General features: G+C 67.7%; 1 protein-coding gene (only partly in view). It reads left to right on the top strand.

The window, feature by feature from the left end:
* Window positions 1-19,046, top strand: partial view of a non-ribosomal peptide synthase/polyketide synthase gene (locus tag RRX38_RS04160; protein WP_315961655.1) — the 3' portion only. It extends 11,719 nt beyond the left edge of the window; the window shows 19,046 of its 30,765 coding nt (coding positions 11,720-30,765); its start codon lies off the left edge, out of view; its stop codon occupies window positions 19,044-19,046.

Below are 19,046 nucleotides of genomic sequence, written 5' to 3'. Positions count from 1 at the left end.
CCTCCGGCTCCACCGGCCTGCCGAAAGGCGTGCAGGTCGAGCATGGCAACGTCAGCCGGCTGTTCAGCGCCACCCAGGCGCAGTTCAACTTCGACACCAGCGACGTGTGGACCTTGTTCCACTCCGTAGCCTTCGACTTCTCCGTATGGGAAATCTGGGGCGCCCTGGCCCACGGTGGCGAGCTGGTCATCGTGCCGTACGCCGTCAGCCGCTCGCCACAGGACTTCTACGCACTGCTCTGCGAGCGGGGCGTCACAGTGCTGAACCAGACGCCAAGCGCCTTCCGCTCGCTGATCGCTGCACAAGCCAGCAATGAACAGTCGCACTCGCTGCGCCAGGTGATCTTCGGTGGCGAGGCGCTGGATACCGCACTGCTTAAGCCCTGGTACGCACAGGTACGTAACGCCGGTACGCAACTGGTGAACATGTACGGCATCACCGAGACCACTGTGCACGTGACCTATCGCGCCCTGACTCCGGCCGATGCCCAGCAACCAGGCGTCAGCCCGATCGGTCAGGCCCTGGCCGACCTGAGCATCTACGTGCTGGATGCCAATCGTGAGCCGCTGCCGGAAGGGGTGATCGGCGAGCTGTACGTCGGTGGTGCCGGTGTGGCGCGCGGTTACCTGAACCGTCCTGAGCTGAACGCCGAGCGCTTCATTCAGCATCCGACCCTGGGCCGCCTGTACCGTACCGGTGACCTGGCGCGCTGGTCGCTGGACGGCGAGCTGCAGTACCTGGGTCGCAACGACGACCAGGTGAAGATCCGTGGCTTCCGAATCGAACTGGGCGAGATCGAAGCGCAGCTGCAAGCCTGCACTGGGGTGAGCGAAGCCGTAGTGATCGCCCGCGAGGATGTGCCCGGCGACAAGCGCCTGGTGGCCTACGTGATGGGCGAGGGTGACCTGGACGCGGCCAGCCTGCGTGGCGAACTGCAAACCCGCCTGGCCGAACACCTGCTGCCCGCCGCCTACGTGGTGATGCAGCATTGGCCGCTGACCGCCAACGGCAAGCTGGACCGCAAGGCGCTGCCGGCCCCAGACGCCGAGGCGCTGGCGCGGCGCAGCTATGAAGCGCCGCAAGGCGAGACCGAAGAGCAACTGGCGCAGATCTGGCAAGACTTGCTGGGTGTCGAGCAGGTCGGCCGTCACGATCACTTCTTCGAGCTGGGCGGCCACTCGCTGCTGGCGGTGAAGCTCATCGAACGCATGCGCCAGAAAGGCCTGAACGCCGATGTGCGGGTGCTGTTCAGCCAACCGACCCTGGCCGCGCTGGCCGCTGCCGTCGGCGAACAGCTGCAGGTCACGGTGCCGGCCAACCTGATTCCTGCCGGCTGCACGCAGATCACCCCGGATCTGCTGCCGCTGATCGAACTGGACCAGGCCAGTATCGACCGGATCACCCAGGCGGTACCGGGTGGCGCCGCCAACGTGCAGGACATCTACCCGCTGGCGCCGCTGCAGGAAGGCATCCTGTATCACTACCTGATTGCCGAGCAGGGCGACCCCTACCTGCAATACGCGCTGTTCGCCTTCGACAGCCGCGCACGCCTGCAGCAGTTCGCCGAGGCCCTGCAAGGGGTCATCGCACGGCATGACATCCTGCGCACGGCGGTGCTTTGGGAAGGGCTGGATGAGCCGGTGCAAGTGGTGTGGCGCGAGGCGCCGCTGCCCCTGGAGCCGGTGGACTTGCCCGACGCACCGGGCAGCGTCGCCGAGTGGCTGTGCGCCGCGCTGGACCCACGCCAGCACCGCCTGGACCTGACCCAGGCACCGCTGCTGCGTATCGACTACTGCGAAGACCGCGAGCAAGGCCGCTGGCTGGGCCTGCTGCGTTTCCACCACCTGGTCGACGACGCCACCTCGCTGGGGCTGCTCAGCGCCGAGATCGGTGCGCTGATGGCCGGCAACGGCGAGCGCCTGCCAGCCCAGGTGCCGTACCGCAACTACGTGGCCCAGGCGCGCCTGGGCGTCAGTCGTGAAGCCCACGAGGCGTTCTTCCGGGAACAACTGGGCGATATCGACGAGCCGACCCTGCCACTGGGTATCAGTGAAGTGCAGGGCAGCGGCCAGGGTATTCAGGAGGTCCGCGAGCCGGTTGCGCCTGCCCTCGGCCGGCGCCTGCGGGCCCAGGCCCGCTACCTGGGTGTCAGCGCCGCCAGCCTGTATCACCTGGCCTGGGCCCGTGTACTGGGCACTCTGGCCGGACGTGACGAGGTCGTCTTCGGCACCGTGCTGCTCGGCCGACTGCAGGCCGGCGAGGGGGCTGGCCGCGCACTGGGCATGTTCATCAATACCTTGCCGCTGCGCCTGGCAGTGACCGGGCAGGGTGTGCGTGACGGCGTGCGCCAGGCGCATGCGCGGCTCAGCGCCTTGCTGGCCCACGAACACGCCTCGCTGGTGCTGGCCCAGCGTTGCAGCGGGGTGGCCGCGCCGGCACCGCTGTTCAGCGCCTTGCTGAACTTCCGTCACCTGCAGGGTCAGCCAAGCGACGACCAGGCCGCCTGGGAGGGCATTCAGGCACTCAGTGGCGAAGAACGCACCAACTACCCGCTGAGCCTGTCGGTGGACGACCTGGGACAGGACTTCGCCCTGACCGTGATGGCCGATGCACGGATCGGTGCTGCCAGAGTCTGCGGCTATATGCAGCAAGTGCTCGCAGCACTGGTGGATGCGCTGGAACACGCTCCCGACACCACCCTTGAGCAACTGGGCCTGTTGGATGCCGGCGAACGTCAGCGCCTGCTGGCCCTGGGCGGTGATACCCAACCCTGTGCCAACACCCCGGCGGTGCACCGCCAGTTCGAGGCTCAGGCGCTGGCCCGACCGCAGGCCATCGCGCTGCGCTACGAGGCGCAGGCCCTGACGTATGGCGAACTCAATGCTCAGGCCAACCAAGTCGCGCATTACCTGCTGGCCCAGGGCATCGGCGCCGACGACCGCGTGGCGCTGTGCCTGGAACGGGGTCCGCAGTTGATCGTCGGCCTGCTGGGCGTTTTGAAAGCTGGCGCCGGCTACGTGCCGCTGGACCCGGACTACCCGGCTGAACGCCTGGCCTACCAGTTGCAGGATTGCGCGCCAAAAGCCGTACTGGTGCAGGGCGCGACGGTGGGTCTGCTCGACACTACGGCGCCACTGATCGATATGGATTCACTGGGCGATCAGCCGCTGAGTAACCCGGAGGTGCAAGTCGCTGCATCGAACCTGGCCTATGTGATCTACACCTCGGGCTCCACCGGCCTGCCCAAGGGCGTGCAGGTCGAGCACGGCAACGTCAGCCGCCTGTTCAGCGCCACCCAGACACAGTTCAACTTCGACACCAGCGACGTGTGGACGCTGTTCCACTCGGTGGCCTTCGACTTCTCCGTATGGGAAATCTGGGGCGCCCTGGCCCACGGTGGCGAGCTGGTCATCGTGCCGTACGCCGTCAGCCGCTCGCCACAGGACTTCTACGCACTGCTCTGCGAGCGGGGCGTGACGGTGCTGAACCAGACGCCAAGCGCCTTCCGCTCGCTGATCGCTGCCCAGGCCAGAAATGAACAGCCCAGCAATGAACAGTCGCACTCGCTGCGCCAGGTGATCTTCGGCGGCGAGGCGCTGGACACGGCGCTGCTCAAGCCCTGGTACGTACAGGTACGTAACGTCGGTACGCAACTGGTGAACATGTACGGCATCACCGAGACCACCGTGCACGTGACCTACCGGGCTTTGACGCCTGCAGACGCCCAGGCCGGCGTGAGCCCGATCGGTCAGCCGCTGGCCGACCTGAGCATCTACGTGCTGGACGCCAACCGCGAGCCACTGCCGGAAGGGGTAATCGGCGAGCTGTACGTCGGCGGTGCCGGCGTCGCACGCGGTTACCTGAACCGCCCTGAACTGAATGCCGAGCGCTTCATTCAGCACCCGACCCTGGGCCGCCTGTACCGCACCGGCGACCTGGCGCGCTGGTCGCTGGACGGCGAGCTGCAGTACCTGGGGCGTAACGACGACCAGGTGAAGATCCGTGGCTTCCGCATCGAACTGGGCGAGATCGAAGCGCAGCTGCAAGCCTGCACAGGTGTGAGCGAAGCGGTGGTCATCGCCCGCGAGGATGTGCCCGGCGACAAGCGCCTGGTCGCCTACGTGATGGGCGAGGGCGACCTGGATGCGGCCAGCCTGCGCAGCCAGTTGCAGACGCGTCTTGCCGAACACCTGCTGCCTGCCGCCTATGTGGTGATGCAGCAGTGGCCACTGACCGCCAACGGCAAGCTGGACCGCAAGGCGCTGCCGGCGCCAGACGCCGATGCCCTGGCGCGGCGCGCCTATGAGGCGCCGCAAGGCGAGATGGAAGAGAAACTGGCGCAGATCTGGCAAGACCTGCTGGGCGTCGAGCGGGTGAGCCGCCACGATCACTTCTTCGAACTGGGCGGCCACTCGCTGCTGGCGGTGAAGCTCATCGAACGCCTGCGCCAACAGGGGCTGAGTGCCGATGTGCGGGTGCTGTTCAACCAACCGACCCTGGCCGCGCTGGCGGCTGCCGTCGGCGAGCAAGAGCAGTTCAGCGTACCGGCCAACCTGATCCCCGAGGGTTGCACGCACATCACGCCCGACCTGCTGCCGCTGATCGACCTGGATCAGGCGAGCATCCAGCGTATCGTCGACAGCGTGCCGGGCGGTGCGGCCAACGTGCAGGATATCTACCCGCTGGCGCCGCTGCAGGAAGGCATTCTTTACCACCACCTGGCCGCCAGCGAAGGCGACCCCTACGTGCTGCAGGTGCTGTTCGCCTTCGACGGCGAACAGCAGGTCGAGCGTTTCGCCCAGGCCTTGCAGCAGGTGGTGCAACGCCATGACATCCTGCGCACCGCCGTGCTGTGGGAAGGGCTTGAACAACCGGTGCAGGTGGTCTGGCGCCAGGCCAGCCTGAGTGTCGAACGGGTCCAGCTGCAAGCGTCTGCAGGCGATGCCCTGCAAGCCCTGCGTGAGCGTTTCGATCCGCGCCAACTGCGCCTCGATCTGGCGCAGGCGCCGCTGATGCGCCTGGCCTGCACCGCCGACGCGGCCAATGGCCGCTGGCTGGGCGTGCTGCTTTTCCATCACCTGGTCCTGGACCACACCGCCGTGGAAGTGGTGGTGCAGGAAATGCAGGCCTGCCTGCAAGGCCAGGCCGAGCAACTGAGCGCGCCGGTGCCGTATCGCAACCATGTGGCCCAGGCTCAGGCGGGCCTCGGGCATGACGCCCATGAGGCGTTTTTCACCCAGATGCTGGGCGATATCGACGCGCCTACGCTGCCACTCGGCCTGGCTGATGTGCAGGGTGACGGGCGCGGTATCGAGGAAGCGCATCTGCCACTGGCGCCGGACTTGAGCCAGCGCTTGCGCGCCCAGGCACGGCAGGCGGGGGTCAGTGTCGCCAGCCTGGCGCACCTGGCCTGGGGTGCGGTGGTCGGCGCCTTGGCCGGGCGTGAAGAAGTGGTGTTCGGCACCGTGCTGATGGGCCGCCTGCATGGCGGCACCGGCAGTGAGCGGGCGCTGGGCATGTTCATCAACACCTTGCCGCTGCGCCTGAGTCTGGGCCAGCACAGCGCTGAGGCGGCTCTGCGTCAGGCCCACCAGCGGGTTTCGGCGCTGCTCAGGCACGAGCATGCTTCGTTGTCGCAAGCCCTGCGCTGCAGCGGCTTGCCCAGCGGCGCAACGCTGTTCAGCGCCTTGCTCAACTACCGTCACAGCGCCAGCGATGCGCCGACGGCGCAGGCCACCGAGGCCTGGCAGGGCATCCAGACCCTGGGCATGGAAGAGCGCACCAACTACCCGCTGGCGATGAACGTCGATGACCTGGGCGAGGACCTGGTGCTCAATGCCCAGGCCGTGCCGGCGATTGGCGCCGAACGGCTGTGCCAGTACCTGCAGACAGCCTTGCACAACCTGGTGCAGGCGCTGGAGCAGGCACCGCAGACACCGATGAACCGCCTGAACGTGCTGCCTGCGGGCGAGCGTACGCAGTTGCTGGAGCAGTTCAACGCCACGGCGATGAGCTACCCGGCGCAGCAGACCCTGCACGGTCTGTTCGAAGTGCAGGCAGCGAGGACGCCGGAAGCGCCAGCGGTTGCGCATGGCGACACGGTGCTCAGCTACGCCGAACTGAACAATCGGGCCAATGCCCTGGCCCAGCACCTGATTGCCCAGGGCGTGGTGCCGGATGCCCGCGTGGGCATCTGCCTGCAACGCGGTACTTCGATGCTGGTGGCGATGCTCGCCGTGCTCAAGGCCGGCGGTGCCTATGTGCCACTGGACCCGAATTACCCGGCCGAGCGCATTGCCTACATGCTGGCCGACAGCGAACCGGCGGCAGTGCTTGGCCAGGACGCCACTCTTGAACTGCTCGGCGACCGATCGGTCGTAAACCTCGATACCTTTGACTGGGCCCGTGAGGTGCAGGGCAACCCGGTGGTACCGGGCCTGACCTCGTCGAACCTGGCTTATCTGATCTACACCTCCGGCTCCACCGGCCTGCCGAAGGGGGTGATGATCGAGCACCGCAACGCGGTCAACTTCCTGACCTGGGCACAACAGGCCTTCGAGCCTGAGGTGCTGCAGAACACGCTGTTCTCCACTTCGCTGAACTTCGACCTGGCGGTGTACGAGTGCTTCGCGCCGTTGACCAGCGGTGGCTGCGTGCATGTGGTGGAAAACGCCCTGGCGGCGCGCGAGGCGAATGTCAGCCTGATCAACACCGTGCCTTCCGCCTTGAAGGCCCTCCTGGAATCCGGTGGCCTGAACGAAGGCGTGCATACCGTCAACGTCGCCGGTGAAGCGCTGAAAGGCGCGCTGGTCGACAAGCTGTTTGCCGAGACCTCGGTGCAGCGCCTGTGCAACCTCTATGGCCCGTCGGAAACCACCACCTATTCCAGCTGGGTGGCCATGGACCGCGCCGATGGCTTTGCCGCGCATATTGGCAAACCTGTAGGCAATACCCAGTTCTACCTGCTCGACGAACACCGCCAGCCGGTGCCGCTGGGCGTGCCGGGCGAGTTGTACATCGGCGGTGCCGGTGTCGCGCGCGGTTACCTGAACCGCGATGACCTGACCGCCGAACGCTTCCTCACTGATCCGTTCAGCCGCGAGCCGGGCGCGCGGATGTATCGCACTGGTGACCTGGCGCGCTGGCTGCCTGATGGCAACCTGGAATACCTGGGCCGTAACGACGACCAAGTGAAGATTCGTGGTTTCCGCATCGAACTGGGCGAGATCGAAGCGCGCCTGGCGGGCTTCGACGGTGTTCAGGATGCCGTGGTCATGGCCCGTGAAGACGTGCCGGGTGATCTGCGCCTGGTGGCGTACTACACCAGTGCCGAGCAACAGGACATTCAGAGCCTGCGTGAACACTTGCAAGGCCAGTTGCCGGAATACATGGTCCCGGCGGCTTATGTGTATCTGGACGCGCTGCCGCTCACGCCGAACGGCAAACTCGACCGCAAGGCCCTGCCGGCGCCGGATATGCAAGCCTTCGTCAACCAGGCTTACGAGGCTCCGCAAGGGCCGATCGAAACCGCCCTGGCGCAACTCTGGCAACAATTGCTGGGGGTCGAACAGGTCAGCCGTCACGATCACTTCTTTGCCTTGGGCGGCCACTCGCTGCTGGCGGTGCGGTTGATCTCGCAGGTGCGCTTGCTGCTGGGCGTCGAGCTGAGCCTGGCCGAGCTGTTCGCCCACAGCCAATTGAGTGCGTTGGCCAACCGGGTCAGCCAGGCAGGGCGCAGCCAGTTGCCGGCCATTGTGGCGACGCCGCGCGAAGGCGATCTGCCGCTGTCGTTCGCTCAACAACGGCTGTGGCTGCTGGCCCAGGTGGAAGGCGCCAGTGCCGCGTATAACATGCCGGCCGCCGTGCGCCTGCAGGGTGTGCTGGACATCACCGCGCTGCAGGCCGCCCTGGCACGCATCGTCGAGCGTCACGAGGCACTGCGCACCTGCTTTGCCACCCAAGGCGATGCGGCAGACGGCGATGCCCTGCCGGTGCAGCAGATCCTGCCTGTCGGGCAGGGCTTCGAGCTGGCTGTCACGGACCTCAGCCACTGTGCGGATGCCGAGCAGCAGGCCCTGGCCCTGGCCGGTGAAGAAGCGCTGGCGCCGTTCGACCTGGCCTGCGGCCCGCTGATGCGGGCGCGCTTGCTGCGTCTGGGCGCGCAGGACCACGTGCTGCTGCTGACCCTGCACCACATCGTCGCCGATGGCTGGTCGATGGGCCTGCTGACCGCCGAGCTGTCGGCGCTGTACAGTGCGCTGCGCGCCGGCCAACCCGATCCGTTGCCGGCGTTGGCGGTGCAATACGCCGACTACGCCCTGTGGCAGCGTCGCTGGCTGGCAGGCGACGGCCTGGCCGAGCAGAGCGCCTATTGGCAAGCGAACCTGAGCGATGCGCCAGCGCTGCTGACGCTGCCTAGCGACCGGCCACGCCCGGCCCGTCAGAGCAACGCCGGGGCGACCCTGGAGCTGCGCCTCGGCAAAACCTTGACCCAACGACTCAAGGTGCTGAGCCAACGCCATGGCACCACGCTGTTCATGACGGTACTGGCGGCCTGGGGCGCCTTGCTGGGCCGCCTGGCCGGACAGCAAACCGTGGTGATCGGCACGCCGGTGGCCAACCGTGGCCGTGCCGAGCTGGAGCCGCTGATCGGCATGTTCGTCAACACCCTGGCCGTGCGCCTGGATCTGGCCGACGCAACAGACACGCCAGCCTTGCTGGCGCATGCCAAGCAGCAGGTGCTGGCGGCCCAGGCGCATCAGGACTTGCCTTTCGAGCGGGTCGTGGAGGTGGTCAATCCACCACGCAGCCTGGCGCACAGCCCGGTGTTCCAGGCGATGCTCAGCTGGCAGGACTTCGCCGGCACGCAACTGACGATGGACGGCCTGGAACTGAGCCTGCTCGGGGTGCCGAGCCAGGTGGCCAAGTTCGACCTGACCCTGGACATCGGCGAACTCGACGGTGAGCTGGTGGGCAGCCTGGAGTACGCCACCGCACTGTTCGATGCCAGTACCGTGCAGCGCTACATCGGTTACCTGCAGCACCTGCTGCAGGGCATGGTCGATCAGCAACAGACGCAGGTCGCCAGCCTGCCATTGCTCACCGAGGCGGAACGCCAGCAACTGCTGGAGGGCTTCAACGACACTGCGGTCGCCTACCCGAGCCACGCCACCATTCATGCGCTGTTCGAGCAGCGCGCGGCCTCCCAGCCCGACGCCCTGGCCGTGCAGGCCGACGGCCAGCAACTGACTTATGCGGAACTCAACATTGCGGCCAACACGGTGGCGCAGCGCCTGATTGTCATGGGCGTCGGCGTGGATGACCGCGTGGGCTTGTACCTGCAACCCGGCATCGACGTGCTGGTCGGCATGCTCGGGGTGCTCAAGGCCGGTGCGGCCTACCTGCCGCTGGACCCGAGCTATCCGCCTGAGCGCCTCAACTACATGCTGCGCGACAGCGCCGCCAAGGTGCTGGTCAGCCAGCGCCAGCTGTATCAGCGCCTGCCGTTGGCCGAGCTGCCGCTGCTGGCGCTCGACGAGCCGCTGCCGGCGCAGCCGAACAACCCGGTGGTCGCGGGCCTGGGCAGCCGTAACCTGGCCTATGTGATCTACACCTCCGGCTCGACCGGCAACCCCAAGGGGGTGATGATCGAGCACCGCGGCCTGGTCAACTACAGCCTGGATGCCGCCCGCCTGTTCGGCCTGCAACCGGGTGACCGCGTGCTGCAACAGAACTCGCTGAACTTCGACCTGTCGGTGGAGGAAATCTTCCCGGCGCTGATGGCCGGTGCCTGTGTGTTGCCGGTGCGCGAGATCTTCGCCAGCGACGGCCTGCCCGGTGTCGGCGTGGCACGGCCGAGCATGGTGCATCTGACCGCCGCGCACTGGCACAGCCTGGTCGGCGAGTGGCAAGCACAGCCCGCGCTGGCGGCCCAGGCCCTGGCCGGCGTGCGCCTGCTGAACGTGACCGGCGACGCCCTGGCGGCGCAGAAACTCGAACAGTGGAACCGCTTGCGGCCGGCCCACACGCGGCTGGTCAACACCTACGGTCCTACCGAGGCCACGGTGTCCTGCACCGCCGCGATGCTCGACGACGTGGCGCAGGGCAGTGTGGTGAGCATCGGCCAGCCGATGGCCAACACGCGTATCTACCTGCTCGATGCCGATCGCCAGCCCGTGCCGTTGGGCGTGGCCGGTGAGCTGTACATCGGCGGTGACGGCGTGGCACGCGGTTACCTGAACCTGCCACAGGTGAATGCCGAGCGTTTTCTCGCCGACCCATTCAGCGCTGCGCCCGACGCGCGCATGTACCGCACTGGTGACCTGGCGCGCTACAACGCCGACGGCAGCCTGCAGTACCTGGGGCGCAATGACTTCCAGGTCAAGGTGCGGGGCTTCCGTATCGAACTGGGCGAGATCGAGAAATGCTTGGCCGATTGCCAAGGGGTGAAAGAAGCCGCCGTGCTGACCCGTGACGTGCAGGGCGAGAAACGCCTGGTCGCCTACGTGGTGGCCCAGCCAGGGCAGGTGCTGCAGGCAGCAACGTTGCGCCAGGCCCTGGCCGAGCAACTGGCCGAGTACATGCTGCCCAGCGCCTGGGTGATGCTCGATGCACTGCCGCTGACCGCCAACCGCAAGCTCGACCGCAGCGCGTTGCCGGCACCTGAGCAATGGCAGGCGCATGAAAGCTATGAAGCGCCGGCCGACGCCACCGAGCAGGCACTGGCCTCTATCTGGGCGAACCTGCTGGACCTGCCACGGGTAGGGCGTAACGACCACTTCTTCGAGCGTGGCGGCCACTCGCTGCTGGCCATGCGCCTGTTGGCGCGGGTGCGCCAACAACTGGGTGTGGAGCTGGACCTGGCCGAAGTCTTCGCCCACCCGGTACTGGCCGCGATGGCCCAGCGCCTGGCACAGGCGGCGCGGCGGGAACAGCCGGCCATCGTGCCAGTGTCGCGGCAGCAGCCCTTGCCGCTGTCGTTCGCCCAGCAGCGCCTGTGGTTCCTCGCCCAGCTGGAAGGTGACAGCGCCGCCTACCACATCCCCAGCGGGCTGCGCCTGCGTGGACCGTTGCAGGTGCCTGCGCTGCGTGCCGCGCTGGATGCGTTGGTGGCGCGCCATGAAGCACTGCGGACCACCTTCGTGCAACAGCCGGGGCAGGCCGTGGAGCAGCGCATCGGCGCCGTCGACAGCGGTTTCAGCCTGCGTGAACACAGCCTGCAGGGCCTGCCGGACGTCGATACCGCACTGGCGGTACTCGCTGCCGAAGAGGCGCGCGCAGCGTTCGACCTGGAAAACGGCCCGCTTGCGCGTGGCCAGCTGGTACGCCTGGGCGACGACGATCACGCGCTGTTGCTGACCCTGCACCACATCATCGCCGACGGCTGGTCCACCGACCTGCTCAACGAGGAACTGGCTGCGCTGTACCTGGCGCACAGCGGCCAGGGCCAACCTGCGCTGGCCGCATTGCCGGTGCAGTACGCCGACTACGCGGTGTGGCAACGCAACTGGCTTACTGCCCAGGTACTGCAACAGCAAAGCGGCTACTGGCAACAGGCCCTGGCCGGTGCACCGGCGTTGCTCAGCCTGCCGACCGACTACCCGCGTCCGGCGCAGCAGCGCTATGAAGGCGATGCCGTAGGCCTGGTACTGGACCGCGAGCTGACCCAGCGCCTCAAGGCGCTGAGCCAGCGCCAGGGTTGCACCCTGTTCATGACCGTGCTCACGGCCTGGGGCGTCGTGCTGGGCCGCCTGGCTGGCCAGGACGACGTGGTGATCGGCACGCCGGTGGCCAACCGCGGGCAGGTGGAACTCGAAGGGCTGATCGGCCTGTTTGTCAACACCCTGGCCCTGCGCCTGGACCTGAGCGGCGAACCCAAGGGCAGCGAGCTGCTGCAGCGGGTCAAGGCCTGCGTGCTGGAAGCCCAGGCCCATCAGGATCTGCCGTTCGAACAGGTGGTGGAGGTGGTCAAGCCACCGCGCAGCCTGGCGCACAGCCCGTTGTTCCAGGCCATGTTCAGCTGGCAGGCGGCAAGCCCTGCGGCCGCGCAGCAGGCGCCTGGCGAGCTGAGCCTGGAAGGCCTGAGCCTGGGCAATCGCAGCGCCAAGTTCGACGTGCTGCTGGACATGGCCGAGATCGACGGCTGCCTGCACGGCTCGCTGGAGTACGCCACCGCACTGTTCCAGCGCAGCACGGCCGAACGTCATCTGGGTTACCTGGAAAGCGTGCTGCGCGCCCTGGCTGGCGACGCCCAGCAGGTGCCGGCGCGCCTGCCCCTGGTCGACGCCGCCGAGCGCCAGTTGCTGCTGGAAGACTTCAACGCCACGGCCAAGGATTACCCGCCAGGATTGACCCTGCAGGCGGCGTTCGAGGCGCAGGTACTGCGCACGCCACAGGCCACGGCGGTGGTCTATGAAGAGCAGATCTGGAGCTACACCACGCTCAACGCACAGGCCAACCGCATTGCCCATGCCTTGATCGGCCAGGGCATCGGTGCCGATGACCGCGTGGCGATCTGCTGCGAGCGCAGCCTGGAGATGGTCGCCGGCCTGCTGGGGATCCTCAAGGCCGGGGCCGCCTACGTGCCGCTGGACCCGGACTACCCGCACGAGCGCCTGGCCTACATGCTGGAAAACGCCAGCCCGGTGGCGCTGCTGGTGCAGCCGGGTCTTGAGACCTGCCTGCCCGAGGGCGGCGTCACGCGCCTGCCGCTGGTACTGGAGGCGTTTGCCGAGCAGCCTGACAGCAACCCGCAACTGAGCGACCACGCGGCGACGCACCTGGCTTACGTGATCTACACCTCCGGCTCGACCGGGCAGCCCAAAGGCGTGATGAACGAACACGCGGCGGTGATGAACCGCCTGCTGTGGATGCAGGACGCCTATCAGCTGGGCGAGCAGGATGTGGTGCTGCAGAAGACCCCGTTCAGCTTCGACGTTTCGGTCTGGGAATTCTTCTGGCCGCTGTTCAATGGCGCGCGGCTGGTGATGGCGCGGCCTGGCGGGCATCGCGAACCGGACTACCTGTGCCAGCTGATCGAAGCCGAAGCAGTGACCACGCTGCACTTCGTGCCCTCGATGCTGGAGCTGTTCCTGGCCCACGAAGGGCTGGAGCGCCTGACCTCGATACGCCAGGTGATGTGCAGTGGCGAAGCCTTGCCCGGGCATTGCGTGCGGCGTCTGCAAGCACGCTTGCCGGCGGTGGCGCTGCACAACCTGTATGGGCCGACGGAAGCCGCGGTGGATGTCACCGCCTGGGCCTGCAACGGTGCCGACGCCCCGGACAACACGCCAATCGGTCGTCCGGTGGCCAACACCCGCCTGTACCTGCTCGACCCGGCCGGCCAGCCGGTGCCGCTGGGCTGTACCGGCGAGCTGTACATCGGTGGTGTGCAGGTCGCGCGTGGCTACCTGGGCCGCCCGGAGCTTACCGAAGAACGCTTCCTGGCCGACCCGTTCAACCCCGCGCCAGGTGCGCGCATGTACCGCACCGGTGACTTGGGCCGCTACCTGGCCGACGGCACGCTGCTGTACCTGGGGCGCAACGACGACCAGGTGAAGATTCGCGGTTTCCGTATCGAACTGGGTGAGGTGCAGGCCTGCCTGAATCGCCATCCGCAGATCCACGAAGCGATCGTCGTGGCGCGCGAGGAGGCGGGCGGCAAACGCCTGGTGGCGTACTACACCCTGGCCCAGGGTGCACAGGCGCCTGCCGGTGACACCTTGCGCGCCTTCCTGGGCGGGCAATTGCCCGAGTATATGGTGCCGGCTGCCTATGTAGCGCTGGCCGAGCTGCCACTGAGCGCCAACGGCAAGCTGGCCCGCAACGCGCTGCCGGCGCCGCAGGCCAGCCATTACAGCCAGCGCGACTACGTCGCACCGCAGGGCGAGCTGGAAACCACCCTGGCGCAGCTGTGGGCCGAGTTGCTGAATGTCGAGCAGGTAGGGCGGCATGACCACTTCTTCGAGCTGGGTGGCCATTCGCTGCTGGCGGTGAGCCTGATCGAGCGCATGCGCAAAGTGGGCCTCAATGCCGACGTACGCGTGCTGTTCGGCCAGCCGACCCTGGCCGCTCTGGCCAGCGCCGTGGGGCAGGGCCAGGAAGTGGCCGTACCGGCCAACCTGATTCCGGCACAGGGCTGCGAGCGCATCACCCCGGCGATGCTGCCGCTGGTGACGCTGGGCCAGGACGAGCTTGACCAGCTGCTGGCCAAGGTGCCCGGTGGCGCCGCCAACGTGCAGGACATTTACCCATTGGCGCCGCTGCAGGAAGGCATCCTGTACCACCACCTGGCGTCCGAGCAGGGTGATGCGTACCTGCAACAGGCGCTGTTCACCTTTGCCGATCATGACCGCCTGCAGGCCTTCTGCGATGCCCTGCGCGGCGTGATCGCGCGGCATGACATCCTGCGCACGGCCGTGCATTGGGAAGGACTCAGCGAGCCGGTGCAGGTGGTGCTGCGTGAAGCCGCGTTGCCCATGCAGGTGCTGGCCCTGGACCCGCGCCAGGGCGATCTGGGCACGCAACTGCGCGACCGCTTCGACCCGCGCGTGGCACGCCTTGATGCACGCCAGGCTCCCATGCTGCAGTGGGTGTGTGCCTATGACGACGAGCAGCAGCGCTGGATCGGCCTGCTGCTGTTCCATCACCTGGTGCTGGATCACGCGGCGCTGGACACCGTGCGCGAGGAAATGCAGGCCTGGTTGAGCGGTACCCAGGCGCAGCTGCCCGCGCCAGTGCCGTATCGCAATTACGTGGCCCAGGCACGCCTGGGGGCCAGCGCCGAGAGCCATCAGCAGTTCTTCGAGGCCATGCTCGGCGAAGTCAGCCAGGCCACGCTGGCATTCGGTATCGAAGACGTGGCCGTGGACGCCAGCACCCTCGAACAGGCGCGCCGTGTACTGCCTGAGGCACTGAACCTGCGTCTGCGAGCCTGTGCACGCAGTGCCGGGGTGAGCGTGGCCAGCCTGGTGCACCTGGCCTGGGCACGCGTGCTCAGTGTGCTCAGCGGGCAACAGTCGGTGGTGTTCGGTACGGTGCTGATGGGCCGTCTGCAAGGCGGCGAAGGGGCCGACCGGACGCTCGGGCTGCTGATCAACACCCTGCCTCTGCGCCTTGAAGCCGGCGCCACGGGCACCGAGCAGGCCCTGCGGGACGCACATGCGGCGCTGGCCGCGCTGCTGGGCCATGAGCATGCCTCGCTGGCCCAGGCCCTGCGTTGCAGTGCCGTGCAGGCGCCAGCGCCGCTGTTCAACACGCTGCTCAACTTCCGCCACACCGCGCTGGGCGGCGATGCGCAGGCCAATGATGCCTGGGCCGGTATCGAGGGCCTGGGCGGCGACGAGTGGAGCAACTACCCGATCGTGATGAGCGTCGACGATCTGGGGCAGGGACTGATGCTCAGTGCCCAGGCCTTGCCTCAGGCGGGTGCCGAGCGTCTGTGCCAGTACCTGGAGCACTGCCTCGAAGGCCTGGCCGAGGCGCTGCAGCACGCGCCGACGCAACCCGTGCACGATGTGCCGGTACTGCCGCTGGCCGAGCGTCATCAACTGCTGTTGGGCTTCAACCAGACCCAGGCCGACTACCCCGGCGAGCAACCGCTGCACCGGCTGTTCGCCGCCGTGGTGGCGCGCCAGCCGGAGGCCGTGGCCGTGGAGCACAATGGCCAGTGCACCGGCTACCGCGAGCTTGATCGGCAGGCCAACGCCCTGGCGGCGCGCCTGCGCAGCGAAGGCGTAAGCCCGGGCGACCGTGTGGCGCTGCTTCTGGACCGCTCGCTGCACTGGCTGGTCAGCGCCCTGGCAGTGCTCAAGTGTGGCGCGGCCTATGTTCCGCTCGACCGCCATGCACCGCAGGCCCGTCAGCAGGCCATTCTGCAGGACAGCGGCGCGGTGCTGACCTTGAGCATCGCCGGCCATGCACTGCCCGCAGACACCCGCTGGCTGGATGTGGCGCAAGACACCGGCGCGCCCCAGGATGACGTCGAGGCGCAAGGCGTCGACGGCGATTCAGCGGCCTACGTGCTGTACACCTCCGGCTCGACCGGCACGCCCAAGGGCGTGGTGGCGCCGCAGCGGGGTGTCAGCCGCCTGGTGCTGAACAATGGCTTCATGGTTTTCACCCCGGACGATCGCGTGGCGTTCGCCTCCAACCCGGCATTCGATGCCAGCACCCTGGAAGTCTGGGGCGCACTGCTCAACGGCGGCCGGGTGGTGGTGATCGACCACGACTGCCTGCTGGCGCCTGAGCAACTGGCGCAGGTCCTGACCGAGCAGCAGGTGTCGGTGATGTTCCTCACCACGGCGGTGTTCAACCAGTACGTGGGCCTGATCGGCCCGGCGCTGGCCGGCCTGCGCGTGCTGCTGAGCGGCGGCGAACGCGCCGATGTGGCGATGTTCCGCGCCATGCGCACGCTGGCACCCGGGCAGAGCCTGATCCACGCCTACGGTCCGACCGAAACCACTACCTTCGCCACCACCCATGCCGTCACCGAAGTGGCGCCGGATGCCGTGAGCCTGCCGATTGGCCGGCCGCTGTCGAACACCCAGGTGTATGTACTGGATGAACGCCAGCAGCCTGTGCCGGTGGGCGTGGCCGGGGAAATCTGCATTGGCGGTGATGGCGTAGCCCTGGGCTACCTGAACCGGCCGCAACTCAGTGCCGCAGCGTTCATCGCCGACCCGTTCAGCGAACAGCCCGGCGCACGCCTGTACCGCAGCGGCGACCTGGGCTGCTGGTTGGCCGACGGCACAGTGCACTACCTGGGGCGTGCCGACCAGCAGATCAAACTGCGCGGCTATCGCATCGAGCTGGGTGAAATCCATGCCCGTCTGGCCACCCATGGCGCCATCGAGCAGGCCACCGTGCAAGTGCTGCAACGTGAGGGGGGCGACAGGCAACTGGTGGCCTGGTTCACCAGCCAGCAGGCACCCACCCCGGCGCAACTGCGTGAGCACATGCGTGCCGCGCTGCCCGACTACATGGTGCCGGCGGCGTATGTGCAGGTGGCGGCCTTGCCGCACACCGCCAATGGCAAGCTCGACGTTGCGGCTTTGCCGGCACCGGCCGAGCCGGCCTTTACCGGCCAGGGCTACGAGGCACCGCTAGAAGGTCTGGAAACCACCCTGGCGAAACTGTGGGCGCAGGTCCTGGGGGCCGAGCGCATCGGTCGCCACGAAAGCTTCTTCGAAGCCGGCGGGCATTCGCTGCTCGCCGTGCGCCTGGTCGGTGCGCTGGCCCAGGCCGACCTGCAAGTGAGCCTGGCCGAGGTGTTCGAACATGACAGCGTGGCGGCCATGGCCAGCCACTTACGCCTGCGCGTGGTGCAGGCCCCCGCCATAGAGGAGGCGATCAAGGTGCGTAGCGGTGGTAACCAGGCGGCACTGTTCCTGGTGCACGAATTCAGCGGGCTGGACCTGTACTTCCCGGTCCTGGGCAAGCACATCGGTGCTGACGTGCCGGTCTATGGCCTGCCGGCACAGCCCTGGGGCGAGGCGCCGTTGCAAACCCTGGAGTGCATGGCCCGCCGTCTGATCGGGCTGATGCGCAAGGTGCAGCCGCAAGGGCCTTATCGCCTCGCCGGCTGGTCGTTCGGCGGCATCCTGGCCTACGAAATGGCCAACCAGCTGCTGGCGCAGAACCAGCAGGTGGCCTTCCTCGGCCTGCTCGACAGCTACTACCCGCGAATGGTCGACCAGGGCCGGGCGCGCTGGAGTGGCCCGGCAGCGCTGGGCATTCACCTGCTGGACCGCTGCGAGGTGTTCCTGGCGGCGACCACGCAGGACGCCACCGAGCAGGCACGTACCCGGCAGGCGCTGGAGGCTGGCAAGGCGCTGGCCCAGCAGACCAGTTTCGAGCAGACCCTGGCCTTCTGCACCGAGCAGCGCCTGCTGCCACCGGCGCTGGCCGAGCTGGACGAGCAGGCCCTGCGGCACTACCTGGCCCGCGAGGTTGCCCATGGCCACGGGTTGGCGCATTACCGGCCGTATGCATCGCCGCTGGCGGTGCATCTGTTCGTGGCCAACGAGCGCGCCGCCGATGCCCCGGCCCATGACGGCTGGCTCGGCTGGGACACCATCATGCCGCGCAACCAGTTGCATCGGGTCAACGTGCCGGGCGACCACCAGAGCATGATGCTGGCACCGCAGGTTCAGGCGCTGGGCGAGGCCATCGACGCGGCCATGGCGAGCGCGCCACAGCCGGCGCCGGCGTCGCCGTTCCAGCCACTGTTGACGATTCAGTCGGGCCAGCCAGGCCAGGTGCCGGTGTTCTGTGTACCAGGGGCCGGTGACAGTGTGACCGGGTTCATCGAACTGGCCGGCGCGCTGGGCGCGCAGTGGCCGTTGCACGGGCTGCAGCCACGGGGCCTGGACGGCGTCAGCGTGCCGTTCGGGACGGTGGAAACCGCTGCCACGGCCTACCTGGCAGCGATCGATTCCGTGCAGCCGAACGGCCCGGTGCATCTGCTTGGGCACTCGTTCGGCGGTTGGGTGGCCTACGAAATGGCCCTGCGCCTGCAGGCGCAAGGTCGTGAGGTGGCGTCGCTGACCCTGATCGACAGCGAAGCGCCCGGCGGCAATGGCGTGGTGGGGCGGCCTTATACCCAGACCCAGGCCCTGCGGCGCCTGATCGAGGCCATCCAGCTGGCCAGCGGCAAGCCACTGGGCATCGACCCGGCCCAGCTGGAAGCCGCCGATGACCCGCAGCAGATGCGCCTGTTGCACGCCGGCATGGTCAGGGCGGGGATTCTCCCGGCGCGCTCACCCGCAACCGCCATGGAAGGCCCGATGCGCGCCTTCGCCACGGCGCTGCGCACCCGCTACCAGCCGAGCCAGACCTATGAAGGTCCGGTGCGCCTGGTGCTGGCCGAAGACCCCACCCTCGACAGCGCCAATAACCGGCGTGAACAGCAGGCGATGCGCGACGGTTGGGCGGCGCGGGTACCGAGGCTGACCGTGTGGCATGGCCCGGGCAACCATTTCACGATGCTCAAGGGCGCCCATGTGCTGCGCCTGGCGCAGTGGTGGCGGGAGGGGCTTGAACAGTAA

The sequence above is a fragment of the Pseudomonas sp. DTU_2021_1001937_2_SI_NGA_ILE_001 genome, assembly GCF_032463525.1.
Classification (GTDB): Bacteria; Pseudomonadota; Gammaproteobacteria; order Pseudomonadales; family Pseudomonadaceae; genus Aquipseudomonas.
Note: the sequence above shows the minus strand (reverse complement) of the source record. Positions and strands in the feature narration are given on the sequence as shown.